General features: G+C 64.1%; 21 protein-coding genes and 2 tRNA genes. 5 read left to right on the forward strand and 18 right to left on the reverse strand.

Features of this window, described 5'->3' with window-relative positions:
* Nucleotides 1-4: 4 nt before the first annotated feature.
* Nucleotides 5-1900 (forward strand): Stk1 family PASTA domain-containing Ser/Thr kinase, encoded by a 1896-nt coding sequence (gene pknB, locus CXQ90_RS11425; RefSeq protein WP_258064501.1) that lies wholly within the window; start codon nucleotides 5-7, stop codon nucleotides 1898-1900.
* Between the two features lie 73 nt (nucleotides 1901-1973).
* Here pknB and CXQ90_RS11430 read toward each other — a convergent pair whose 3' ends face one another.
* Genes CXQ90_RS11430 through CXQ90_RS11435 form a run of 3 tightly spaced genes read right to left on the reverse strand, consistent with a single transcriptional unit; the run spans nucleotide 1974 to nucleotide 3578 of the window.
* Entirely contained in the window at nucleotides 1974-2615 is a 642-nt protein-coding gene (locus CXQ90_RS11430; RefSeq protein WP_104139252.1) for an aminodeoxychorismate/anthranilate synthase component II, read from the reverse strand.
* The gene (locus tag CXQ90_RS22400) at nucleotides 2612-2782 is read right to left on the reverse strand and encodes a hypothetical protein (protein WP_181038535.1); all 171 of its coding nucleotides are present in this window, start codon (nucleotides 2780-2782) and stop codon (nucleotides 2612-2614) included. Before CXQ90_RS22400 ends, CXQ90_RS11430 begins: the two co-directional genes overlap by 4 nt.
* A 1-nt stretch (nucleotide 2783) precedes the next feature.
* On the reverse strand, nucleotides 2784-3578 hold the full coding sequence (locus tag CXQ90_RS11435; RefSeq protein WP_104139253.1) for a class E sortase: 795 nt from the start codon (nucleotides 3576-3578) through the stop codon (nucleotides 2784-2786).
* A gap of 175 nt (nucleotides 3579-3753) precedes the next feature.
* On the opposite strand from CXQ90_RS11435, the gene CXQ90_RS11440 reads away from it, so the two are divergent.
* Nucleotides 3754-4005: a cell division protein CrgA gene (locus CXQ90_RS11440; RefSeq protein WP_104139255.1), complete on the forward strand. Its 252-nt coding sequence runs from the start codon at nucleotides 3754-3756 to the stop codon at nucleotides 4003-4005.
* Between the two features lie 18 nt (nucleotides 4006-4023).
* Complete coding sequence (locus CXQ90_RS11445) at nucleotides 4024-4614, forward strand: DNA-3-methyladenine glycosylase I (RefSeq protein WP_104139256.1); 591 nt, start codon at nucleotides 4024-4026, stop codon at nucleotides 4612-4614.
* Nucleotides 4615-4930: 316 nt separating this feature from the next.
* On the opposite strand, the gene CXQ90_RS11450 is transcribed toward CXQ90_RS11445, so the two are convergent.
* The 3 genes from CXQ90_RS11450 to CXQ90_RS11460 form a co-directional block, all read right to left on the reverse strand.
* The gene (locus CXQ90_RS11450; protein WP_104139258.1) at nucleotides 4931-5404 is read right to left on the reverse strand and encodes a carboxymuconolactone decarboxylase family protein; all 474 of its coding nucleotides are present in this window, start codon (nucleotides 5402-5404) and stop codon (nucleotides 4931-4933) included.
* A 690-nt stretch (nucleotides 5405-6094) separates the two neighbouring features.
* Nucleotides 6095-6976, reverse strand: coding sequence for a rhomboid family intramembrane serine protease (locus tag CXQ90_RS11455; RefSeq protein WP_104139259.1), 882 nt, complete (start codon nucleotides 6974-6976; stop codon nucleotides 6095-6097).
* Nucleotides 6977-6983: 7 nt separating this feature from the next.
* Nucleotides 6984-7529 (reverse strand): peptidylprolyl isomerase, encoded by a 546-nt coding sequence (locus tag CXQ90_RS11460; protein WP_104139261.1) that lies wholly within the window; start codon nucleotides 7527-7529, stop codon nucleotides 6984-6986.
* A 155-nt stretch (nucleotides 7530-7684) separates the two neighbouring features.
* Between CXQ90_RS11460 and CXQ90_RS11465 the strand changes: the two genes are divergently transcribed.
* Together CXQ90_RS11465 and CXQ90_RS11470 are read left to right on the forward strand one after the other, a co-directional pair.
* On the forward strand, nucleotides 7685-8626 hold the full coding sequence (locus tag CXQ90_RS11465; protein WP_104139262.1) for a hypothetical protein: 942 nt from the start codon (nucleotides 7685-7687) through the stop codon (nucleotides 8624-8626).
* A 158-nt stretch (nucleotides 8627-8784) separates the two neighbouring features.
* The gene (locus tag CXQ90_RS11470; RefSeq protein ID WP_104139264.1) at nucleotides 8785-9660 is read left to right on the forward strand and encodes a glycosyltransferase family 2 protein; all 876 of its coding nucleotides are present in this window, start codon (nucleotides 8785-8787) and stop codon (nucleotides 9658-9660) included.
* Nucleotides 9661-9722: 62 nt separating this feature from the next.
* On the opposite strand, the gene CXQ90_RS11475 is transcribed toward CXQ90_RS11470, so the two are convergent.
* From CXQ90_RS11475 to dnaA, 12 genes are all read right to left on the reverse strand, one after another.
* A complete protein-coding gene (locus CXQ90_RS11475; RefSeq protein ID WP_181038536.1) occupies nucleotides 9723-10646 on the reverse strand; it encodes a DMT family transporter in 924 nt (307 codons plus the stop codon).
* A gap of 182 nt (nucleotides 10647-10828) precedes the next feature.
* Nucleotides 10829-10904: transfer RNA gene (locus CXQ90_RS11480), tRNA-Ala, on the reverse strand.
* 72 nt (nucleotides 10905-10976) lie between these two features.
* A complete protein-coding gene (locus CXQ90_RS22640) occupies nucleotides 10977-11099 on the reverse strand; it encodes a DLW-39 family protein (RefSeq protein WP_308470551.1) in 123 nt (40 codons plus the stop codon).
* A gap of 61 nt (nucleotides 11100-11160) precedes the next feature.
* Nucleotides 11161-11234: transfer RNA gene (locus CXQ90_RS11485), tRNA-Ile, on the reverse strand.
* Nucleotides 11235-11333: 99 nt separating this feature from the next.
* Nucleotides 11334-11987 (reverse strand): DUF3566 domain-containing protein, encoded by a 654-nt coding sequence (locus tag CXQ90_RS11490; RefSeq protein WP_104139267.1) that lies wholly within the window; start codon nucleotides 11985-11987, stop codon nucleotides 11334-11336.
* Nucleotides 11984-14662, reverse strand: a complete 2679-nt coding sequence (gene gyrA / locus CXQ90_RS11495; protein WP_104139268.1) for a DNA gyrase subunit A — start codon at nucleotides 14660-14662, stop codon at nucleotides 11984-11986. The genes CXQ90_RS11490 and gyrA overlap by 4 nt, the downstream gene beginning before the upstream one ends.
* Nucleotides 14663-14721: 59 nt before the next feature.
* Nucleotides 14722-16809 (reverse strand): DNA topoisomerase (ATP-hydrolyzing) subunit B, encoded by a 2088-nt coding sequence (gyrB, locus tag CXQ90_RS11500; protein WP_104139270.1) that lies wholly within the window; start codon nucleotides 16807-16809, stop codon nucleotides 14722-14724.
* A 407-nt stretch (nucleotides 16810-17216) separates the two neighbouring features.
* Nucleotides 17217-17774 carry a DUF721 domain-containing protein gene (locus tag CXQ90_RS11505; RefSeq protein WP_104139271.1) on the reverse strand — a complete coding sequence of 186 codons (558 nt, stop codon included), beginning with the start codon at nucleotides 17772-17774 and terminating at the stop codon, nucleotides 17217-17219.
* The gene (gene recF, locus CXQ90_RS11510; RefSeq protein WP_104139273.1) at nucleotides 17761-18963 is read right to left on the reverse strand and encodes a DNA replication/repair protein RecF; all 1203 of its coding nucleotides are present in this window, start codon (nucleotides 18961-18963) and stop codon (nucleotides 17761-17763) included. The genes CXQ90_RS11505 and recF overlap by 14 nt, the downstream gene beginning before the upstream one ends.
* A 59-nt stretch (nucleotides 18964-19022) precedes the next feature.
* A complete protein-coding gene (gene gnd, locus CXQ90_RS11515; RefSeq protein ID WP_146068890.1) occupies nucleotides 19023-19973 on the reverse strand; it encodes a phosphogluconate dehydrogenase (NAD(+)-dependent, decarboxylating) in 951 nt (316 codons plus the stop codon).
* A gap of 42 nt (nucleotides 19974-20015) precedes the next feature.
* Nucleotides 20016-21140, reverse strand: coding sequence for a DNA polymerase III subunit beta (dnaN, locus tag CXQ90_RS11520; protein ID WP_104139276.1), 1125 nt, complete (start codon nucleotides 21138-21140; stop codon nucleotides 20016-20018).
* 526 nt (nucleotides 21141-21666) lie between these two features.
* A complete protein-coding gene (gene dnaA / locus CXQ90_RS11525; protein ID WP_104139277.1) occupies nucleotides 21667-23088 on the reverse strand; it encodes a chromosomal replication initiator protein DnaA in 1422 nt (473 codons plus the stop codon).
* Nucleotides 23089-23490: the final 402 nt, after the last annotated feature.

Here is a 23490-nt window from a genome sequence, read left to right on the forward strand (position 1 = left end):
CCCTGTGACGACACAGCGTGTCCTCAACGGGCGCTATGAGCTCGGGGAGCTCATAGGCCGCGGAGGCATGGCCGACGTCCACCGTGGCGTCGATACACGCCTGGGACGGACCGTTGCCATCAAACTGCTGCGTCCCGACCTTGCCCGGGACCCGCAGTTCCAGGCCCGGTTCAAGCGTGAGGCGCAGGCCGTCGCTGCCCTGAACCACCCCTCCATCGTCGCCATCTACGACACCGGCGACCATGCGGTGCCCGGCGATGCCCATGACCAGGTACGCGTTCCCTACATCGTGATGGAATACGTATCCGGCAAGACCCTCCGTGACCTCATCAGGTCAAAGGACATCACCATTGACCAGGCCGTCGACTACACCCTGGGCGTTCTGTCAGCGCTGGAGTACAGCCACAAGGCCGGAATCGTGCACCGGGATATCAAGCCGGCCAACGTGATGTTCTGCGAGAACTCGGACACGGTCAAGGTCATGGACTTTGGCATTGCACGGGCAATGGCGGACTCCTCCGCCACCATGACCCAGACGCAGGCAGTGGTGGGCACGGCACAGTACCTCTCCCCGGAACAGGCCCGCGGTGAAACCGTGGACGCGCGCAGCGACCTGTACTCGGCGGCCTGCCTGCTGTACGAAACGCTGACCGGCCGGCCGCCGTTCATTGGTGAGAGTCCCGTCTCGGTGGCCTATCAGCATGTCCGCGAGATCCCGGAACCGGCCAGCAGCCATAATCCCGAAGTTTCCGCGGCCCTGGACAGCGTCCTGGCGAAGGCGTTGCAGAAAAACCGCGCGGACCGTTTCCAGGATGCTGCAGCTTTCCGGCGCGCGCTCCGGGCCGCGAAGAACGGCATTGCCGTGCCCGCCTTGTCAGCAAGTGAGGCGCCGACAGACCCCAATGACCACATCCCGGAGCCCCACGGGACACCGCCTACCGCAGCTTTTTCCGTGACCGGTGCCAGCTTCCTTGATGACGCTCCCGGCGGGCGGCTCCGTCCGCCCCACGGCACCGGAGACGACGCCGTGCTGCCGGCGCAGGCTGCTTCCGTCTATGAGACGGCGGAGCAGGAGGACCTGCCCCTTGGCCTCCCCCGAGAACGGGAGCGCACCGGGGTGCAGAAGTCCCGCCGTCGCGCCTGGATGGCCACCTTTGTGATTTTCACCCTCCTGGTCCTGGCTGGCGGCGGCCTGTGGCTGTACAACATGATGAACCAGCCGCCGGCGCAGCCGGTGACGGTGGCCATCCCCTCGGTGGAGGCCCGGACCGAAACTGAAGCACTGCAATTGTTGTACGACGCGAGATTGAGGCCGCAGATCAAGCGGGTCCAGCACGACACCATCGCAAAGGGCACGGCGATCGGCACAGCGCCGCCGGCGGGATCAACGCTGGAACCGGATTCTGAAGTGGTCCTGAATATCTCGGCGGGTCCGAGTGCCGTCAAAATACCGGACACGCTGCCTGGCCGGACGGAGGCCGCCGCCCGCGACATCCTGCGGCAGGCAGGACTTGTGGGAGCGCCGTCCACCACCATGGCCAACAGCGCAACGGTGCCGGGAGGCCTCGTGATCACCACCAAGCCGGCGCCGGGCCAGCAGGTGGCAGTCGGAAGCACGGTGGAGATTGTGGTTTCCACGGGCAAGGTGGCGATGCCCGAACTGCGGGGCATGACGAGGGACGAAGCGGAAGCTGCCCTCAAGGCGATCGGCCTGAGCGCTGTGATCAGTGAGGTGGAGAACTCCCAGGTTGTTCCCGGCAAGGTGACCGGCCAGAGCGATCCGCTCAATACCCTCGTGGAACAGGGGAAATCCATCACCGTGACGGTTTCGAAGGCTCCCGCACCGAAGCCCACGCCCAGCCCGTCAGCCACGCCCAGCCCGTCGCCGACCAAGAGCTGACCGGCTGCCAGATGGCGCCTGTGCAGGCGGCCAGGCTCGCGGGCAGGCCGCCGGCCAGGCCGTCCGGCCAGCCCTAGTGCTGGATGAGGGGGCTGAGCTTGGCCGCGCGTTCGGCCGCGCCCTTCATGCCGAGCGATTCGAGCCAGTTGCCCAGCATCTGGTAGCCGCCCTCGGTAAGGACCGATTCCGGGTGGAACTGGACGCCGCACAGCGGGGCGGTCCGGTGCTGCAGGCCCATGACCACACCGGTAGCGGTCTCGGCGGTGATTTCGAGGACGTTGGGAATTGACTCCCGCACGGCGGCAAGCGAGTGGTAGCGCGTGGCGGTGACGGGGGAGGGCAGCCCGGCGAAAACGCTGGCACCGTCGTGCTGCACCAGCGATGTCTTGCCGTGCATGAGCTCCGGCGCGTGTGTCACGATCCCGCCGTAGGCTTCAGCGAGGGCCTGGTGCCCGAGGCAGACGCCGAACATCGGCTTGCTGCGCTCCCCGCACCATTTGATCAGCTCGATGCAGACGCCTGCCTCGGCCGGCGAGCCCGGACCGGGAGAGATGAGTATGCCGTCGCGCGTTTCCGCCATTTCGGTCGCCTCGGCAAGGGTCACGTCATCGTTACGGACCACCGTGGTTTCGGCGCCGAGTTCCTGGAGGTAGCCCACCAGGGTGTAAACGAAGCTGTCGTAGTTGTCCACGACGAGGATCTTGGTTGTGCTCATGGGTTGCTTGCCGCACCAATCGTTGAGTCGGTGAATTGGGTGAACTGGGACATCCAAGGGAACAGGTACTCGACCATCAGGAACAGGGCACCGGCGATCAGCGCCACTGAGGTGATGATGCGGAGCCAGAGAGGGCCCGGCAGATGGCGGAAAATCCAACCGTACATGTCAGCCTTCCCCCCGGGCACGCGCCACCTGGGCCGCGATTTCCGCCGGCGGGCCTGCGGAGGTCGGCTGCCAGTGGTCCAACAGGGAGTACGCGATGATCCGTTCCTGGGACCCGAACCGGGGGTTGCAGCTGGTCATGGTGAGGAAGCTTTCCGTGGGCTTGACTCCCGGCTGCGACGGCACAGGCAGGAGGACGTCGGCGGCGGAGGGCATCACGATCCGGTTGTTGCGGTACACGTAGACGTAGTAACCGTCACGTGTCTGGACATAAATCTTGTCGCCGGGCACCAGGGTGTGGATGTTGTCCAGCACGGCACCGTGCGTCTGCCGGTGGCCGGCCACGGCGAAATTCCCCACGGCCCCGGGCATGGACGTGCTGCCGTAATGGCCCAGGCCGAGGGTGTCCAGCACGTCCCCCGTGGTTCCCTCGACGATGGGCCGGGTGTAGTTTTCACCGAACCGGGGAATATACATGATGCCGATCGTGCCGCCATGCCCGGGCGCCTTGGAGACCACTGGCGCCCCGTAATCGGTGGTGCCGGGTGTAGACGCTGACGGGCTGGGGGCCGGTGCAGGAGTCACAGGCCCGCCCAGTTCCCGCGCGAAGTCCTTGATCACTTCGCTTTGCTTGGCGTTCGACGCCACATTGGTCCACCACAGCTGCCACGCGACAAAGAGCAGGAGCACGATGCCGGCCGTGATGAGCAGCTCGCCGACGATCTGGACTGCTCTGCGCAGGATCACGACGCCGGGGGCCGGCGCGGCGGCGGGCGCCACCTTCTCCTGCAGTACCACGCGTTCTCCTCCAAGGCGGTTGCGGCGGGCGCCTGGGTGGCCTGAACTACAGCTAGAATTGGCTGCTAGTAAGACTTCAGACTTGACCAAGAGCGCCCCGACCGCCGGCGATTTCCTCCTTGCAGGATATCAAGCCCCGGTCCACACTCTTGATTCAGCCCGCCAAGGAGGACATGTGCCCGAGTCAAAGCCACGTAAGAAGACTGCCCGCGCGGCCGAGCCGGTCTCCGCCCAGGCCTACAAGCCGAATCCCGTCTGGTTTAAGCCGGTCATGTTCGGCCTGATGATCATAGGCCTGCTGTGGATCATCACGTTCTACATCAGCGAAGGGCAGCTTCCCGTCCAGGCATGGGAATCATGGAACATCCTGGCCGGTTTCGGCATCGCCATCATCGGCTTCCTGATGACCACCCGCTGGCGTTCCTGACCCGCCACCACCAAAACAGTGGAAGGCATCATCATCGGTGACGATGGCCTGGCGCGTCCGCTGTGGGCGTCGTCGGACCCCCTCATGCGCGAGTACTACGACACCGAGTGGGGCCTGCCCGTCCGGGACGAACAGGGTCTCTACGAGCGCATCAGCCTAGAGGCATTCCAAGCCGGCCTGTCCTGGGCCACCATCCTGCGCAAGCGTCCGGCCTTCCGTGCTGCCTTCCACGATTTCCATCCGGAGACGGTTGCTGCGTTCACCGAAGCCGACGTCGAACGGCTCCTGCAGGATCCGGGGATCGTGCGCAACAGGCTCAAGATCCGCGCCGCCATCACCAACGCCCAAGCGACCATCGCCCTGCGTGCCGAGGGCGGGCTGGTGGACTTCATCTGGCAGTTTCAGCCAGCCTCCACTCCTGAGCCTGTTACCTACGCCGATGTGCCGACGACGTCCCCGGAGTCCATCGCGCTGTCCAAGGCGCTGAGGAAAAAGGGCTTCGCCTTTGTCGGCCCCACCACGATGTTTGCCCTCATGGAAGCCATCGGCATGGTGGACACCCACCTCGTGGACAGCCATCGCCGCGGCACGTCCGGAGTCTGGCGCTAGCCGTACCGGCTGGTGGCTCCCACCGCGCCCGGCGCGCGAGGCGGCCCTGTCCAGGCTTCGGCGCCGTCCGGCCCGCGATCAATCCGACCCAAGCGCACATCCACAACGGAGCGCCGTCCACACACGGGCTCCGCCCAACCCGGGCTGCAATCCAAACCAGAGCGCCGTCCACATATGTTGGTAAAGATATCCACACTGTGGATAAGCCGCGAGGCCCCCTTCGCCCTCAATGGCGAACCAAGGCCTTCCCTGCCACCGCCGGGTCGCTGGCGGGTTATTAACAATTGTGGAAAGTCTGTGGATAACGCGGGAATAACTAGTCCTGTTGGCGGCGCACCGGATGCTGGCTGGTGATCGACACCCGGTTGAACGCATTCATGGCGATAGCCAACCAGCTGACGGCCGAGTACTGCTCGACGGACAGGTGATCCCGAGCGTAGCCGTCCTCCAGGGCCCTTTCCCGGGCCTCAGGAAGGTTCGTGATGCTCTCTGCCAGAGCCAGCGCCGCGCGCTCAACTCCGTCGAACAGTGCCGTGTCGCGCCAAGCGGACAGTACAGCGATCCGCTGGAGGGACTCGCCGCCCGTCAGAGCATCAGCCACGTGCATGTCCAGGCAATAGGCGCAGCCGTTGATCTGCGAGATGCGGACGTTCAGTAGTTCAATGACCTTGGGATCTAGACCCGCCTCCAGGGCAGCTTCCTTGGCCTTCAGCCCCAGGCCGTTCAACGCCCGCCAGGCTGCAGGGTGTTGCTTGTCCAGGAAGACGTGTTCTGTGACGTGGTTACTCACGGGCTACTCCTCGCAATATCGGGTCACGGCCTGCGGGGGTCCACGCGGCCGGGAACTTAGTCCGAGACTACACGCGCGGAGAAGTTATCCACTTAGCAACAGGCAGCTACCCACAAGTTATCCACAGATGGGGATAACCTGTGGGCTAGCCGCGGGGGATCGCCGCGATGTAGACACCCAAGGCCGATGCCAGCCTTGAACTACATGCTTGTAAGTTATTAACACTGTGAATAACCCTGTTGAAAATGTGGACAATCGTCGCCTGCGACCTTGGGTTCACCCGTAGTTCTGTCGGGCATTACCCGCTCGTTATTCCCCGGCAGTCTGGGCGCACGGCTCACGGCCCGTGGTTCAGGGCTCGCTGCCCGTCGTTTCCGGGATCGTTATCTTCCGGCGCGGCGGGACAGGAATGCCCGAGCAAAGTTGTCCACTTAACCACAACCGCACCACAGCTAGTTATCCACATGTGTGGATCCCGCGGGAACGTGAGCTGGCCGAGCCGCCAGTCCGCGCGGAATTTGGGACTCCACTGGTTGAACTACAGCAGTGTAAGTTACCAACAGTGTGGATAACCCCTGTGGAAAACAGGGTTTAACCCACAAACCCCGCCTCAGACGAAGCGGGGTCTACGCGGGACTGCGGAGCAAGTAGGCGGGGATTGAGATGCGCGTGTGGAGCGAGCGGCCGCGGTCAGCCCGCCATGACGCGGTACCAGGTGGCCGCCATCAGCAGCGCCCCAACCAGGGCCAGCCCAGCTGCCTGCATGAGGTTTCGGCGGGGTCCACGCGGGGCGTAGGCGATCGCGGCTGCACAGAGACCGCCCGTGATTAGACCGCCTAGGTGGGCCTGCCAGGCTATCTGCGGGACCACGAAGCCGATGACTCCGTTGATGGCAATGAGCACCCAGAGTTGTCTGGTGTCACCGCCGCGGTGGCGCTGCACCACGAGCATGGCGCCGAACAGCCCGAAGATGGCTCCCGAGGCGCCGACGACGCCGGTGAGCGGCTGGCCAGGCACGTAGCCCGGTGTCAGCAGGAGGTAACCGACAGAGCCGCCGATCGCCGACAGGACATACACGGCAAGGAAGCGAATGCGTCCGAGGAGCGGTTCCAAGGCCTGGCCGAACATCCACAGCATGTACATGTTGAGCGCGATGTGCAGGATGAAGCCCTGTGAATGGAGAAAGGCCGATGTCAGCATGCGCCAGGGTTCGAACACCCCGTACTCCGGGGTGGCATAGACGGTGGCGAAGGCAAGGTTCTGGTAGACCTCATCACCGGGTATGAGCCATTGCAGCACATACAGCACGGCGCACAGCGCGATAATCGCGTACGTCACCAGAGGTTTATCGGACGCAACGGCGCCACCGTAGACGGTCCTGACCGCCGGCGTCGTACGTTTTGATTCGTTGACACAGTCAACGCACTGGAATCCGACGGCGGCCGCCCGCTGGCACTCGGGGCATGCCGGGCGCCCGCAGCGCTGGCAGCTCACATAGGAGGGCCGGTCCGGGTGCCGTGGGCACACGGGTATCTGTGCGGACGGCTCAGCCGCCGGTATCCCATAGCTCATGGTGTGGCTAGAGCTGCTCGACGTCGATGCTGTTGATCTTGACGTCCTCAACCGGACGATCGCCCATTCCGGTGCGGACGCTCTCGATGGCGTCAACAACCTTCTTGGAGTCCTCATCAGCAACTTCACCGAAGATGCTGTGCTTGCCCTGCAGCCAGTCGGTGGGGATGGTGGTGATGAAGAACTGCGAACCGTTTGTTCCCTTGCCCATCTGGATGCCAGCATTCGCCATGGCCAGCTTGTACGGGGCATTGAAGGTCAGCTCCGGGTGGATTTCGTCGTCGAACTTGTAGCCCGGTCCGCCGACGCCGCGGCCCAGGGGATCGCCCGCCTGGATCATGAAGTCCTTGATAATGCGGTGGAAGATGGTGCCGTCGTACAGCGGCGTACCCGTCTTGTCTTCGCCGGTTTCCGGGTGAGTCCAAGGCTGCTCGCCCGTGGCCAGTCCAATGAAGTTCTTAACGGTCTTGGGCGCGTGGTTGCCGAAGAGGTTCACGACGATGTCGCCGAGGCTTGTGTGGATGGTTGCTTTTGCAGTTGCTGTGGCAGTCATACGGCCATTCTTCCACGGCGGGTCAACGCGGAAGGGGCTGGCAGGGCAGTTCCGCGTTGGGTGAAATCGGCCTTGAATCCGCCGGAACGATAGCAGCCCGGGCAATCATCAACGTAGGCTAGCGACAGAGCCGTCACATTAATCGGGAGGTAGTTGTGAAGAAATCGGATCGTATTGCCCGCGAACTGGAGTTGTCGGTCAGTTCAGCGGTAGAGACCGCAAAAGACAAGGTAGAGGCTGCAGTCGATTGGGCTGTGCCCCGCCTGCAGCACGGCATTGACACCGCTTCCCCCAAGATCCAGGAAGGGCTCAAATCGGCAGCCCACAACCTGGCGGACGGCGTTGCAACGGTGACACCCCGTCTCCAGGATGGACTGGCGCAGCTGGCACCCAAGATCCACGACGTCGTCGAGGGCACCCCGCCGCGGCTGCACGAGGCCTTGGACAAGGCAACTCCCGTCCTTGCCCAAGCCCGCGACCGCGTGGTGGTGGAATACCTTCCCCGCCTCTCGGACCAGATCGGGACCGCCTCCGAGGTGGTGCACCGCACGCTGGAGGGCACTCCTGCCCGCGTTGACGCCGTGGCCCAGAGGCTCGGCGACGCCGGCATCATCCACGCCTTGCAGGAACAGGCGCAGGCGGCCGGTGGCCACTGGAAGTCAGCAGCCTCCGAAGCCAGCAGGGCCGTGACCGGCAAGGCGCTGGTAGAACCGGAGAAGCCCAAGAAGCGCGGGCTCCTGATCGTCGGTGTAATCGCCGCGGCGGTGGCCGCCGGCGTAGCGGCCTGGAAAGCTTCCAAGCCTGTGGAAGATCCCTGGAAAACTCCGGCACCCGTCACCCCGGCGCCGTCAACGCAGGCTGCGTCGGCTTCGGTTGCATCCGCGCCGGCAGCTGAAACGCCGGCCCCGGTTCCGGCAGCAACCACGTCGACTTCATTGGAAGAGTTGGCCTCCTTGGAGGAGGACAAAGCTGAAGGCTTCGACAAGGCAAAGCACGTAGCTGAGGACGCGGATTCCGACGCCGTTGCCACCGACGCGAAGAGCGCAGGTCAGAACATCGCGTCCAACACTGAGATCGGTGCCGACAAGAAGGCTTAGTCAAGCGCCCGTAGGGCAGTAACCGGAGGGGTCCCGCCTGGTGGCGGGGCCCCTCCTGCCATATCACCGCGGAGCCAGTCGCGAACTCTGGCCGCAATAGACAGCAACGTTGCCGGAACCGGCCGGGGCGAAAAACTATCGGTGCTAAATTTGAGGTGATGTCACCCGATAGATCTTCAGAGGACTCCCCGCGAGACGCTCCGCATCCGCCGGGCGTATCCATCGTCATACCGGCATACAACGAGGAAAGCGTCATCCGGCAGTGCCTCATCGCCGCGGTGTACCAGTCCGTGCCCGCCCACGAGATCATCGTGGTGGACAACATGTCCAAGGACCGCACGGCCGCTATCGTGCTGCAGATGCAGCAGGAGTACCCGGAGAGCCCCATCATCCTGCTGAGCCAGGACACGAGCCAGGGTCTCATCCCCACACGCAACTTTGGCCTCAACCACGCCACCGGTGAAATCCTCGGCCGCATCGACGCGGACTCCGTGGTGGAGCCCGACTGGGTGGAGCAGGTGCAGAAGGCGTTTGCGGACCCGTCCACACAGGCCGCCACCGGGCCGGTGGTCTACTACGACATGCCCATGCGCCGTTTCGGTCTCAAGGCCGACGACAAGATGCGCCAGCTGATGCTGAAACTGGCCAAGCACCAGTATCACTTCCTGTTCGGCTCGAACATGGCGCTTCGGCGTTCTGCCTGGGAGACCATCCGGGACGAGACCTGCCGTGATGAGAAGGACGAGATGCACGAGGACATCGATCTGTCCCTGCATCTGGCCGACCACGACCTCAAGGTCCAGTACTGGCCGCAGATGGTCTCCGGCATGTCGGCCCGCCGGCTCGAAGACTCGCCGCGGGACTACCGCTATTACGTAACCCGCTTTGACCGTACGTACAAGGCCCATAATGTGAAGAAAATGGCACTGAAGGCACCCATGGTGGTGTTCTTCTCGGTCTACTTCCCGGCCAAGTTGCTGCGCGCCATCCACACCGTGAACACCAGCCAGCCCGCCCGCCGCGGCGGGCAGTAGCCGCAACCACGGTCTGAGCCGGCCCGCTTCGGAAAGCTTCAGGCCGCGCCCGCAAGCAGGAATCAGTCGGTGCCCAGCTCCGCCAGCGGGCGCTCCGCCGGGGGCCTGCCGCGCCCCGCCTTGCCGTTCCGCTGGCCCAGCACGACGACGGCGAGCCCCACCAGGATCAGCGCGAGTCCGCCGTACGTACCGGCCGGCAGCGTCTCATGCAGGAAGAACGCCGCAAGCAGGGCCGCCCCGGGGATCTCGAGCAGGATGATCATGGAGACGAGCAGGGGGCTCATGGTGGCCAGCAAATGGTTGAACGCGGTGTGCCCCACCAACTGGGCACAGACGGTGATCGCGATGATCCCCAGCCAGCCGCCGGCGTCGAACCCCACCAGCGGCTGGCCGGCGAAGAGCGCCAGCACCGCCACCAGCGCCGCGCACATCCCGTAGCAGAGCGCGGTGTAGGTTCCCGTGGTCATGCTCTGGCGGGCCTTCCCGCCGGCCAGCGTGTAGATCCCGGCCAGGAGGCCGCCGGCCATCGCCAGCAGGTCGCCCAGCAGCGCCTCGGGTGAGGCGCCCATGTCGAAGCCGGTGATGGCCACGACGCCGCCGAAGGCTATCCCGAGCCCCACCAGGACCTGCCAGCGATGCCTGACGCCGCGCACGAGCTGTATGACGGCAATCCACGCTGACTGCAGGCAGACCAGCGCAGTGGCAGCAGCCACCGAGGTCAGCTGGAGGGAGGTGATGAAGCAGGCGAAGTGGAGGGCCAGCGCCACCGCCGCAATGAGCGACCAGCGGAATTCCCTGCCTGTGATGCGGCCGAACTGCGCGGGCTCCCTGATCAGCGTGGGAGAGGCCATGACGGCGGCGCCGATCGCGTTGCGCCAAAAGGCGATGGCGAGGGCGCTCACCGTGGTTGCACCGAGCGTAGCGGCGATGAGCGGTCCCGACGACGCGACGCCAAGGACACCCAGGGCTGCAAGGAAAAAGTTCACGCTTCCACAGTAGTGGGCCGCGGCCGCTGACTGAGCTGGCCGGGAGTCCGCTTGTGCGTCCGGCCGGCCAAGTGCCGAGAGCCGCGGGCGGAGGGGGCGGCTGAGGGCGGAGGGCGGCGGCTCAGGGCTGCGCAATCCCGCTAAAGCAAAAGTCCCGGCCATTCCTGGCCGGGACTTTCCTATGGTGGAGGCACGGGGACTCGAACCCCGAACCCCCTGCTTGCAAAGCAGGTGCGCTACCAATTGCGCCATGCCCCCATAAGAAGCAACCCGTCAATCATACCCTAGTTCCGGAGGCCGTCTGACCAGCTTCCGTACCGGGGATCCGGACTATTCAACCGTATCGGTTGACTTACTCCAGACCGTTTTCCGGGCTTCGGATGCCTGCACCTTCTTGTAGAGCAGAACGCCTGCGACCGCAGCTGCAATAGCCAGCAACTTCTTCACACGCACCCCGTTCCGGCCAGATTCATTCGAATCTCACCTCAACTACTTGAAACCTGTGCAGGTTCCGTGGGCGTACCAGGACTTGAACCTGGGACCTCTTCGTTATCAGCGAAGCGCTCTAACCGCCTGAGCTATACGCCCCGATGCCTCATCGGGCCGAGACATGACTTTACAGCACATCCCGGCCCGATCTCAAATCGAGGCATTCCAGCGGAGTTTTTCCGCGGAATCTCGGGCTTTTTAGTCGTCTGTCAGCGTGACGCCGATGCCACCGACGAGGGTCGCGGAAATGTTGTACAGCACGGCGGACAGCATGGACAGTGCCGTAAGCAGCACGACGTTGACCACCGCGATAATCGTGGCGAAGGAGGCCACCTGGCCCAAGGACGCGACCTTCTTGAGTTCAAAGCCACCACCCTCGGAGCCGGCCAGCGTTCCCAGGAGGCTGTCCACCTGGTCAAAGATGCCGGTGAGGTCCAGAACCGTCCACAGTACGATGGCGGCGACCACCGTGACGATGCCGAGGGCCACGGACAGCAGGAACGCCATCTTCAGCACGGACCAGGGGTCCACCTTGCTGACCAGCAGCCGCGCGCGCCGGACCTTGGCCTTCGGTGCCGGTTTGACCAGGCCGGGAGCGCTCTGGCCAGGCCGCTGGCCCGGTGTCGCAGGACGCTGCCCGGGGGCCGCAGGACGCTGTCCCTGCGGGGGCCGCTGGCCCGCGCCCGCTGGACGCTGCCCGGGGGCAGCGGGGCGCTGTCCCGGAAGGCCCGACGGCGTGCCCGGGCTCTGCTGCGGACGCACCGGGGCATTCACTCGGGGAGCGGATGCCGGCTGCCGTATCCCGCCGGGACCATTGCTGCTCGGCTTGGGAAATGAGTCGGAATTACTCACTCGTTACCTCCGGTGTTGTCTTCGTTCAGCTCGTCGCTGCCCGCATCCTCGGATGCTGTGGCGGTTTCCGACTCTGCCTCTGCTATTTCTGCCTCTGCGGACCCGTCTCCAGGCCCGGCACCTTCAGCCAACGTTACGTCATCCTCCGGAGATTCCTCTCCCTCAATGCCGCGTTCGCTGTTACGTGCCACCTCGATGATGCGGTCGTTCTTGTCCGGTTTCGCGAAGATGACGCCCATGGTGTCGCGGCCCTTGGCGGGGACTCCCGCCACGGATGACCGGACCACCTTGCCGCCGCCCATCACCACGAGGACTTCATCTTCCTCCTGGACAATCAGGGCCCCGACCAGATCGCCGCGTTCCTCGGCGAGCTTGGCCACCTTGATGCCCAGGCCGCCGCGGCCCTGGAGACGGTACTCCTCGACGGCGGTGCGCTTGGCGTAGCCGCCTTCGGTCACGATGAAGACGTAGGAGCCTTCGGTAATGACATTCGCCGCGAGGAGCTCGTCGTCCTCACGGAATTTCATGCCCGTGACGCCCGACGTTGCCCGGCCCATGGGACGGAGCGCATCATCCGTTGCGGTGAAACGGATGGACTGGCCCTTGCGGGACACGAGCATCAAATCGTCGGTCTCGGAAACGAGCTGGGCGGACACGAGCTCGTCCCCGTCACGCAGGTTGATTGCGATGACGCCAGCGGACCGGTTGGTGTCGTAGTCCTCCAGCCGGGTCTTCTTGACCAACCCTCGCTTGGTGGCCAGGACCAGGTAGGGCGCGTGCTGGTAGTCCTTCAGGTCCAGCACCTGGGCGATGTGCTCGTCCGGCTGGAAGGCCAGCAGGTTGGCCACATGCTGGCCCTTGGCGTCGCGTCCGGCCTCGGCCAGTTCATAAGCCTTGGCACGGTAAACGCGGCCCAGGTTGGTGAAGAAGAGCAGCCAGTGATGGGTGGTGGTGACGAAGAAGTGCTCCACCACGTCGTCGCCGCGCAGTTGGGCGCCCTTGATCCCCTTGCCGCCGCGCTGCTGCGAGCGGTAGTTGTCGCTCCGGGTCCGCTTGACGTAACCGCCACGGGTAATGGTGACCACCATTTCCTCTTCAGGAATCAGGTCTTCCATGGACATGTCACCGTCGTAGCCCATGAGGATCTTGGTGCGGCGGTCATCACCGTGCTTGGCCACGATTTCCGCGAGCTCGGTGCTGATGATTTCGCGCTGGCGCTCTTCTGAGGCGAGGATCGCGTTGTATTCGGCAATCATGGCCTCGAGTTCGGCATGGCGGTCCTGGATTTTCTGGCGTTCCAGGGCGGCCAGCCGGCGGAGCTGCATGTCCAGGATGGCCCTGGCCTGCAGCTCATCGATGTCCAGCAGTTCCATCAGGCCATCGCGTGCGGCCTCCGTGGTGTTGGAGGCGCGGATCAGGGCGATGACCTCGTCCAGCATGTCCAGGGCCTTCAGGAGCGCGCGCAGGATGTGCGCCTCTTCCTCGGCCTTGCGCAGGCGGTACCGCGTGCGGCGGGCAATGACGTCGAGCTGGTGGGTGACCCAGTGCCGGATGAAGGCGTCGAGGCTGAGGGTGCGGGGCACGCCGTCCACGATCGCCAGCATGTTCGCGCCGAAGTTTTCCTGCAGCTGCGTGTGCTTGTAAAGGTTGTTGAGCACCACCTTGGCCACGGCGTCGCGCTTCAGCACAATCACCAGGCGCTGGCCGGTGCGTCCGGAGGTCTCGTCGCGGAGGTCGGCAATGCCCTGGACCTTGCCGTCCTTGACGAGCTCGGCGATCTTGATGGCGAGGTTGTCCGGGTTGGCCTGGTACGGCAGTTCCGTGACCACGAGGCAGGTACGGCCCTGCAGTTCCTCCACATTGACCACGGCCCGCATGGTGATGGATCCACGGCCGGTGCGGTAGGCGTCTTCGATGCCCCTGTGCCCCAAGATGGTGGCCCCGGTGGGAAAATCGGGTCCCTTGATGCGCAGCAGCAGTTCTTCAAGCAACTGCTCCCGGCTCGCTGTGGGGTTGGCCAAGTACCACTGAACGCCGTCGGCAACCTCGCGGAGGTTGTGCGGCGGGATGTTCGTGGCCATGCCGACGGCGATGCCCGAGGATCCGTTGACCAGCAGGTTGGGGAACCGTGCCGGGAGAATGGTGGGTTCCTGGTTCTTGCCGTCGTAGTTGTCCTGGAAGTCGACGGTTTCCTCGTCGATGTCGCGGACCATCTCCATGGCCAGGGGCGCCATTTTGGTTTCCGTGTACCGCGGCGCAGCCGCCCCGTCATTGCCGGGTGAGCCGAAGTTGCCTTGGCCCAGGGCCAGCGGATACCGCATGGTCCAGTCCTGGATCAGACGGACCAGGGCATCGTAGATGGCGGTGTCGCCGTGGGGGTGGTACTGGCCCATGACCTCGCCCACCACACGGGCACACTTGTTGAAGGAACGGTCGGGGCGGTAGCCGCCGTCGAACATTGCGTAGAGCACGCGGCGGTGCACGGGCTTGAGTCCGTCCCGGACGTCGGGGAGGGCACGGCCCACAATGACGGCCATGGCGTAGTCCAGGTAGGACCGCTGCATCTCGGTCTGGAGATCCACCTGCTCCACGCGGTCGGTCAGCACGTCGCCTTCCAGCACCGGCTCCGCGGCATCTGCGGACTCCACGGGAACCTCGGGGGTTTCGTCACTCATTATCTGTATTTTCCGTTTCAGGTATATGTCGGATCTGGAATATCAAGCGCGGAATACCGCTAGATATCCAGGAACCTGACGTCCTTGGCGTTCTGCTGAATGAAGTTCCGGCGTGATTCGACGTCCTCGCCCATCAGGACTCCAAAAATCTGGTCGGCAGCAGCGGCGTCCTCCATGGTGACCTGCAGGAGGGTCCGCCGGTCGGGGTCCATCGTGGTGTCCCAGAGCTCGGTGTAGTCCATCTCGCCGAGGCCCTTGTAGCGCTGGATGCCGTTGTCTTTCGGGATGCGTCGCCCGGCGGCCTGCCCGGAGACCAGCACGGAGTCACGTTCGCGGTCGCTAAACACGTAGTCGTGCGGCGCGTTGGACCACTTGATCCGGTACAGCGGAGGCTGGGCAAGGTAGACGTAGCCGTTTTCGATGAGCGGCCGCATGTAGCGGAACAGCAAGGTCATCAGCAGGGTGGTGATGTGCTGCCCGTCAACGTCGGCATCGGCCATGAGCACGATCTTGTGATACCTCAGCTTGCTGAGGTCGAAATCCTCGCCGATGCCGGTGCCGAAGGCCGTGATCATGGACTGCACTTCGTTATTGCCCAGGGCCTTGTCCAGGCGCGCACGCTCGACGTTCAGGATCTTGCCGCGCAACGGCAGGATCGCCTGGGTCTCCGGGTTACGCCCTCGCTTGGCGGAACCGCCGGCGGAGTCACCCTCAACCAGGTAAACCTCGCATTTCGACGGGTCCTTCGAGGAGCAGTCGGAGAGCTTGCCCGGCATGCCGAAGGATTCCAGGGGACTCTTGCGCCGGGCGTTGTCGCGTGCCTTGCGGGCCGCCATGCGTGCCTGGGCCGCGGAAATGGCCTTGCGGATCACGTCGCGGGCGGGGCCGGGATTGCGTTCCAGCCAGTCACCGAGCTGGTCGGTGACCACGCGCTGCACAAAGCCCTTAACCTCGGAGTTGCCCAGCTTGGTCTTGGTCTGGCCCTCGAACTGCGGCTCGGCAAGCTTCACGGAGATGACCGCCGTCAGGCCCTCGCGGATGTCGTCGCCGGTGAGGTTCTCTTCCTTTTCCTTGATGATGCTCTTCTCCCGCGCGTAGCGGTTGATGAGCGAGGTCATCGCGGCGCGGAAGCCCTCTTCGTGGGTGCCGCCCTCGTGGGTGTTGATGGTGTTCGCGTAGGTGTGGACGCTCTCCGAATACGCGCTGGTCCACTGCATGGCCATTTCCACGGCGATTTTGCGTTCCGTGTCCTCGGTTTCGAACGCAATGACGTCCTCGTGGACAACGTCAACCTTCTTGCCGGAGTTCAGGTACTTGACGTAGTCCAGCAGGCCGTCGTTGTACTGGTAAACCACGGTGCGGTGCTCAGCGTTGACTTCACCCTCGGTGCGCACGGCGTCGAGGTCGAGGTCGTCGTCGTCGCCGGGGGTTGTCGTGACCCGCTCATCCGTGAGCGTGATGCGGAGGCCTTTGTTGAGGAAGGCCATTTGCTGGAAGCGTGCACGGAGCGTCTCGAAGTCGAACTCCGTGCTCTCGAAGATACTGTCATCGGGGTAGAACGTCTGGGTGGTGCCCGTCTCGTCCGTCTCGCCGCCCATGACCAGATCGCCCTGGGGCTTGCCGCCGTCGGCGAAAGACATCCGCCAGACGTGGCCCTGCCTGCGCACCTCCGTGTCCACCCTGCTGGAGAGCGCGTTGACCACGGAGATGCCCACGCCGTGGAGGCCGCCGGACACGGCGTAGCCGCCGCCGCCGAATTTGCCGCCGGCGTGCAGGATGGTCATGACCACTTCAACGGTGGGCTTGCCCTCGCTCGGGTGGATGTCCACGGGAATGCCGCGGCCGTCATCAGACACCTTGACGCCGCCGTCGGTCTGGAGAACAACTTCGATGTGCGTGCAGTATCCCGCGAGGGCCTCGTCGACCGAGTTGTCCACCACTTCGTAAACCAGGTGGTGCAAGCCGCGCAGGCCGGTGGAGCCGATATACATGCCGGGCCGTTTGCGCACGGCCTCGAGGCCTTCGAGAACGGTGATGTCGCTGGCACCGTATTCGCGCGGTGTCACCGCTTCCGCCGGCGTGTCAGGCGTCCGGGCATCCTCCGTTGCGGGTTCCACTGCCTGGATATCTGCATTGTCGTTAGCCACAGGCGCTGTCGACTCCTCTGTATTCGATGATGGCCGGCTGATGCCGTATCCCAAGGGAAAGGCTTCCGCCAACAGGCACGTCACTGATAGCGCCGGCTACTCGATTGACCTGCGGACCCGTTCTCCGCCGCTGGAAACGCGCGGGAAAACGGACTCAGTCAACGTTTCACCGGCGCCCAGTTATCTACAGAGATTCTATCGTGAAACAGGCACGATTCCCGCATTCCGGGGCCTTGAGCGGCAGGCAATGTGCCTCTCGCTGGCCATTGGCCCCGCCTGCAAGGCTCCAGCGGTCCCGTCTTTGGGTTCCTATACGGCTCACGGCGGTTTGAACGCCCTACACGCCGTTTGTGCATTTTTCAAGGGATCCGGCACCGGACCGGCCGACGATCCCTTGCGGGAGCAGGCTATCCGTACGTGTCGCGGGGGCCGCGGCCGTTAACGCTTCGCCCGCCTTTGCGCCAGTTCGGCGCCGCCGGACCGAGGACCTGGATGCTGGTGACCACACCGTCACCCAGTTCAGTCCGGAACTTGTCGAGCAGGCTGATGCTGAGCAGCCGGAGCTGGGTGGCCCAGGCCGTGGAGTCACACCTCACGTGCAATGTGGTGTCGGTGAAACTTTCGGGCGTGCAGTGCGCGGCGATTTCGGGACCCACGAGGGCGGGCCATTCCGCCATGACCGAACCGACGGCAACGGGTGAGGTCCAGCCGCGCTCGGCCACCAGCCGGCCCACCACCTTGCCCAGACCCAAGGGATCCCTGCCGGTGGAATGGAACTGGCTGAATCCGCGGCTGGTCCGTCCGGAGGCGCGTGGCTTCTGGCTGCTGCCGGCGCGCGGCGCCGCGCGGCGGACCTCGCCGCGCGCAGCGGCTGCTTCCCGCATCCTGTTCAGGGCCGCCTGCGCGGCATCGATTTCATCGGGATCGCGGCCGGGCTGCAGGCCGGCATCCTTATCCCTGTTCATCGATTCCTCCCGGGATAACCTTCACCCGCCGGCCGGTCAACTCGTCCGGAATGTCGGCATCGACGGCGGCAGTCACCAGCACCTGCTCGGCACCGGAAACTATTGCGGCCAGTTTACGCCGCCGCTGCACATCGAGCTCGGCAAAAACGTCGTCCAGGATCAGGATGGGCGCCGAACCTCCCGTGCGGGCATCGTCCAGCATGACGTAGTAAGAGGCAAGCCGCAGGGAGAGGCACATGGACCAGGTCTCACCGTGGGAGGCATAGCCCTTAGCCGGAGCCTGGCCCAGGATCAGTTCCAGTTCATCGCGGTGCGGGCCCACCAGCGAAATGCCCCGCTCTAGTTCCTTGCGGCGGGAGGCCGCAAAGGCGCGAACATAGCGTTCGGTGAGCTCATCGACGGACAGCAGCCGCAGGTCTTCAACCGGGTCTCCCGCTGCCGGCGGTTCGCCTCCCGCGCTGGCCGGTGCGCCGTCGTCGTCGATCATGTTCTGGAGCGTGGACCGATAAATCGCGTCCGCGGCCTTGGACCCGTCCGTCAGCTGGGTGTATGCGCTGTTCAGATGCGGGCGCAGGCGCTCCACGAGTTCCAGCCTGGCATGCAGCAGCTCCGCACCGGCGCGTGCCATGTGCTGGTCCCAGACATCGAGGGTGGCCTCGTGGCCGGCCGTGAACTTCCCGGCGCGGGCAGATTTCAGGAGGGCGTTGCGCTGCTTGAGCACACGGTCGTAGTCGCTGCGGGTGGCGGCATGCCGCGGGACAAGGCTCACCAGCAGCTCATCGAGGAAGCGCCGCCGGCTGGAGGGATCGCCTTTGACGAGTGCCAGGTCTTCGGGTGCGAACAGGACGGTGTGGCAGATGCCCAGGAGATCCCTTGCCCGGACCGGGTTGCTGCGGTTGATGCGTCCGCGGTTGGCGCGGCCGCCGTTGATCTCAAGCTCCAGGACGGTGGACTGTTCACCGCGCACCAGCTTGGCCCGGATCAGGGCGCGCTCGGTTCCGAAACGCAGCAGCGGGGCGTCAGCGCTGACCCGGTGAGAGCTCAGCGTGGCCAGGTAGCCGATTGCTTCCATGAGGTTGGTCTTGCCGATTCCGTTGGAGCCGACCAGGACGGTGACGCCGGGTTCCAGCCGGAGGTCAACCTGGGCGTAGCTGCGGAAATCGGTCAGGGACAGGTGTTCTAGGTACACGCGATCTTCAAATTCTCGGGAGCCCTAATCCCGGGATGCTGCGGCTCCCGGGGTCGGTGTTACTTGGCCGGGCGGGTGGCATGGCCGCCAAACTGCTGACGCAGCGCGGACACCATCTTCATGGCCGGTGAATTGTCTTCGCGGGATGAAAAGCGCGCGAACAGCGCGGCGGTGATAGCGGGAGCCGGGACAGCGTTCGCGATGGCTTCCTCCACAGTCCAGCGCCCTTCGCCGGAGTCCTCGACGTAATCGTCAATCGAGGCCAGGCCCGGATCCTCATCCAGGGCTTTCACCATGAGGTCCAGCAGCCAGGAGCGGACAACCGTGCCCTTCTGCCAAGCGCGGAAGGTGCCGGGCAGATCGGTGATGATGTCCTTCGCCGCGAGGAGTTCATAACCCTCGGCGTAAGCCTGCATCAGGCCGTACTCGATGCCGTTGTGCACCATCTTGGCGTAGTGGCCTGCACCGATGCCGCCCACGTGGACGAAGCTGTCGGCGCGGTCACCTTCCGGCCGGAGGGCGTCGAAGACGGGCAGCGCGCGCTCGATGTCCTCGGCGTCTCCGCCGGCCATGAGGCCGTAGCCGTTCTGGAGTCCCCAGACGCCGCCGGAAACGCCGCAGTCGGCGAAGCGGATTCCCTTTTCGGCCAGTGCGGCGCCGTGCTTCTGGTCTTCTGTGAAGCGCGAGTTACCGCCGTCGATCACCAGATCGCCGGGCTGCAGCTTCTCGCTGAGTTCGGTGATGACCGCGTCGGTGATAGTCCCGGACGGGACCATGACCCAGATCAGCCGTGGAACCGGAACTGCCGCGATGAGCTCATCGACCGAAGGCACGTCGGTCACGTCGGGGTTGCGGTCGTAGCCCGTGACCTCAACGCCACCTTTGCGCAGCCGTTCGCGCATGTTGAAACCCATTTTGCCAAGGCCGATCAGTCCGATGTGCACGGTGTGAGCTCTTTTCTGCGCTGGTGTGGTGGTGTGGCTGCCGTGCTGAGCCCAACTGGGTCGCATCAGATGTCGTTTTTGGGTGCCCATAACGACATCAGCTGCCGCCTAGTTGGGCAGGCGGACCGGCATCACGAGGTAGCGGTAGTCGTCCTGGTCTTCGCCGTCGGCGTCAACCTGGGCGGTGATCATGGCCGGCTTGGGTGCCGTCGTGAAGGAGAAACGGACGTACTTCGTTTCGATGACGCTCAGGCCCTCAACGAGATAGTGCGGGTTGAACGCCACGGTGATGTCGTCGCCGGACAGCTGAGATTCGAGCTCCTCGGAGGCCTGGGCATCCTCGCCGGTGCCGGCGTCAAGGTTGAGCTGGCCCTGGGTGAAGGCAAGGCGAACGGGCGTGTTGCGTTCGGCCACCAGCGACACGCGGCGGACCGCTTCGACCAGTTCCTGGGTCTGCACGGTGGCATGGATCGGGGTGGAGTCCGGGAACAGGGAACGGATCTTGGGGTAGTCGCCGTCGACCAGAAGCGACGTGGTGGTGCGGCCGCCGCTCTCAAATCCGATGAGGCGGCTGTCGTCGTCGGCAATGGCGAGGTTGATGTCCCCGCTGCCTCCGAGGGTCTTGGCAACCTCGTTGAGGGTCTTGGCCTTGACCAGGGCACTGGTGGATATGCCCGGGGTGACCGGCTTCCAGGGCACTTCCCGCATGGCGAGGCGGTAACGGTCCGTGGCCAGGAGGGTGATGAGGTCGTCCTCGATCTCCATCCGGACGCCGGTGAGGATGGGCAGGGTGTCGTCCTTGCTGGCGGCGATAATCACCTGGGAAACAGCCTGGGCGAAGGAGTCGCCGGCTACCGTGCCGCTGATGGTGGGCAGGGCAGGCAGCGGAGGGTATTCGGCCTCCGGCATGGTCGCCAGGTGGAAGCTGCTTCGGCGGCACGTGAGTGTTACCTTGTTGCCGTCGGTGGTCAACTCAACGGGGGCGGACGGCAGGCTGCGGCAGATGTCGGCGAGCAGCCGGCCGGAAACCAGGATGGTGCCTTCCTCCGCGATGTCGGCGGGGATTTCCAGCCTGGCCGACGTCTCGTAGTCAAAGCTCGACAGGCTTACCGTTCCCGACTCGGCCTTGAGGAGCAGCCCGGACAGGACCGGTACCGGCGGCCGCGGAGACAACGATCGGGCTGTCCACGTTACGGCTTCTGCCAGGACGTCCCGTTCGACTCTGAACTTCACGGAAGGGTGCCGCCTTTCATTGCTGCTGCCATTTTCTGAACGGGAACTCCCGCAGGGAGTCCGCAAACCATTGCCCTCCGAACACCGGAACCTGCATGGTCCGCACTTGCTGAACCAGTGGCAGACCCGAGGATGGGAGCGCTGCTGACAGCTTAGCCGGAAGATTCAGGATTTCCCCATCCCCGCCAAGGACGGCCGCCCTTTGGGGCCAGGGTCCCGGAGTCGTGTGGGGCAGGGAAAGAGATTGTTGTTTGAGGGAACTTCAATTTTTTGGGATTAGTAGTGTTAATAACTGCTGTGGAAACTGTGGATAACTCCATCTGAGGGCGGGAATCCGCGGTTAAGCCCTGTTCATGGACTGTGGGCGGAGCAGGTTTTAAACAGCCTGTGGATGGGGATAACATTTTTGGCCGTTTCCCTGATCCACAGATGCCTTAAGGGTTTTAAGCCCATTAACCGCGGTTGTCCCCTTAACTATCCACAGGCTTATCCACACGTGCCTGTTAATAAGGTTAAGAGCCGGGGTTCAGGAGTCGCGTTGCTGCTGCTTGATCCGGTTGGTCAGCTCGGTGACCTGGTTGTAGATCACACGGCGCTCGGCCATGAGCTCGCGGATCTTGCGGTCGGCGTGGATCACCGTGGTGTGGTCGCGGCCGCCGAGTTCCTGCCCGATCTTGGGGAGCGACATGTCCGTCAGTTCGCGGCACAGGTACATCGCGATCTGCCGGGCAGTCACCAGCGTCCGGGTCCGTGACTTGCTGCAGAGTTCCTCCATGCTGAGCTTGAAGTACTCCGCCGTCTGCGTGAGGATCTGGCTTGAGGTGATTTCCTGCGCGCCGTCGTCGGTAATGAGGTCCTTCAGGACCATCTCGGCCAGGGCAACATCCACCGGCTGGCGGTTGAGGCTGGCGAACGCCGTGACGCGGATGAGTGCGCCTTCGAGTTCGCGGATGTTGCTGGAGATCTTTGAAGCGATGTATTCCAGGGCGTCGTCCGGCGCGGAGAGGCCTTCGCTGAGGGCCTTCTTCCGGAGGATGGCGATGCGGGTTTCGAGTTCCGGCGGCTGGATATCGGTCAGCAGGCCCCATTCGAAGCGGGACTTCATGCGGTCCTCGAATCCGGCAAGCAGCTTAGGCGGCTGGTCGGACGTGATCACGACCTGCTTGTTGTTGTTGTGCAGGGAGTTGAAGGTGTGGAAGAACTCCTCCAAGGTCCGGTCCTTGCCGGCGAGGAACTGGATGTCATCGATCAGCAGCACATCCACGTTGCGGTACGTGGTCTTGAAGCTGGCGCCCTCGTCGTCACGGATCGAGTTGATGAAGTCGTTAGTGAATTCCTCAGAGTTCACGTACCGGACCCGGATGCCGCTGTAGAGCCGCCTGGCGTAGTGGCCGATCGCGTGCAGCAGGTGGGTTTTGCCCAGTCCGGAGTCCCCGTAGATGAACAGCGGGTTGTAGGCCTTCGCGGGCGCTTCGGCAACCGCTACGGCGGCGGCATGCGCAAACCGGTTAGACGAGCCGATCACGAACGTGTCAAAGACGTACTTGGGATTCAGCCGGCCGAACTCGTGGGAAGTGCTCGGCAGCATGGGCTGCGGCTTCAGTTCCACTGAGGGGTCGGCAACGAGGGAAAGCTCGACGGCGGGTTCCGGCTCTTCGTGGATGGGCACCAGATCGGTGTCCACGTCGATTGCGCAGCGGATGTCGTCGGAGAAAACATTGCGGAGCGCGTCGTCTAGCGCGTCCTTGACCTGGGTCTGGAGCACTTCCCTGGTGAGTTCATTGGGTACCGCCACGAGAAGGGTGGATCCGATGAGGCCCTGGGCCTGGGCGAGGATGACGAACCCGCGCTGTCTTGGGGATACGCGGTCGTCCTGCTCGAGCAGGTTCACCACGCGCCGCCAGGAACTTCCGACAGTATTGGCGTGGTTGGCTTCGTCTACTGTCATCAATCGGGTTCCTCAAAGCTTGCTTACCTGCATTACATGCAGCCGCAAGCCTGGATCCAGGGTACTGTCCCGGCATCATCCACAGGGTTATGCACAGTCCGTGGATAATCGGCTACTGGGCCACTCTAGGGGATGAAAAGGCTAGAAGATAGCTGGGAAGTGGCTTGTGGATAATTACACCGTTGTGGTTCGAAAAAGCGGCTTGTGATGCACTTCATCCACAGGCTGGGGACGCCGGTTAACCACAGTTGGGGAAACGCGGCGGGCCACCTGCCGGTTTGACTCGGGGTCGCGTTTTGGCCTAACGTTGTGGAGTCCTTTGTGCCTGCTTTCTGACCCCATTTGGACCTTCCAGACGCCCAGCGTTTCGGGAATCGGGGGAAGCAGACATATACAAAACTT

Origin of the sequence: Arthrobacter sp. ZGTC131 (assembly GCF_002929275.1) — a bacterium.
GTDB lineage: Bacteria > Actinomycetota > Actinomycetes > Actinomycetales > Micrococcaceae > Arthrobacter.

Bases quoted from the DNA above. Each gene is read 5' to 3' on its own strand.
- CXQ90_RS11430 (WP_104139252.1), bottom strand. From the start codon at position 2,615: ATGAGCACAACCAAGATCCTCGTCGTGGACAACTACGACAGCTTCGTT.
- CXQ90_RS22400 (WP_181038535.1), bottom strand. From the start codon at position 2,782: ATGTACGGTTGGATTTTCCGCCATCTGCCGGGCCCTCTCTGGCTCCGC.
- CXQ90_RS11455 (WP_104139259.1), bottom strand. From the start codon at position 6,976: ATGAGCTATGGGATACCGGCGGCTGAGCCGTCCGCACAGATACCCGTG.
- CXQ90_RS11460 (WP_104139261.1), bottom strand. From the start codon at position 7,529: ATGACTGCCACAGCAACTGCAAAAGCAACCATCCACACAAGCCTCGGC.
- CXQ90_RS11470 (WP_104139264.1), top strand. From the start codon at position 8,785: ATGTCACCCGATAGATCTTCAGAGGACTCCCCGCGAGACGCTCCGCAT.
- gyrA (WP_104139268.1), bottom strand. From the start codon at position 14,662: ATGAGTGACGAAACCCCCGAGGTTCCCGTGGAGTCCGCAGATGCCGCG.
- CXQ90_RS11505 (WP_104139271.1), bottom strand. From the start codon at position 17,774: ATGAACAGGGATAAGGATGCCGGCCTGCAGCCCGGCCGCGATCCCGAT.
- gnd (WP_146068890.1), bottom strand. From the start codon at position 19,973: ATGCGACCCAGTTGGGCTCAGCACGGCAGCCACACCACCACACCAGCG.
- dnaA (WP_104139277.1), bottom strand. From the start codon at position 23,088: ATGACAGTAGACGAAGCCAACCACGCCAATACTGTCGGAAGTTCCTGG.